Raw genomic sequence first — 242 nt, 5'->3', positions numbered from 1 at the left:
CGCGCACGAAGTAGCGGCCGGCGAGGATATAGACGATGAGCGTCGGAACGGCGGCGATCATCGCCGCCGCCATGTTGACATTGTATTCGACGACGCCGGTCGAGGTGTTGACGACATTGTTCAGCGCCACCGTCATCGGCATGGTGTCACCGGTGCCGGCATAGGCCGAGGCAAACAGGAAGTCGTTCCAGATATTGGTGAACTGGTAGATCACCGTGACGACGATGATCGGCAGCGAGTTC

The 242-nt window shown here is 59.5% G+C and carries 1 pseudogene; it reads right to left on the bottom strand.

Annotated features, from left to right (window positions below):
- A pseudogene (locus EOD29_RS34520) lies at positions 1 to 242 on the bottom strand (carbohydrate ABC transporter permease); the annotation flags it as partial.

Origin of the sequence: Mesorhizobium sp. M1A.T.Ca.IN.004.03.1.1 (assembly GCF_003997555.1) — a bacterium.
GTDB lineage: Bacteria > Pseudomonadota > Alphaproteobacteria > Rhizobiales > Rhizobiaceae > Mesorhizobium.
Note: the sequence above shows the minus strand (reverse complement) of the source record. Positions and strands in the feature narration are given on the sequence as shown.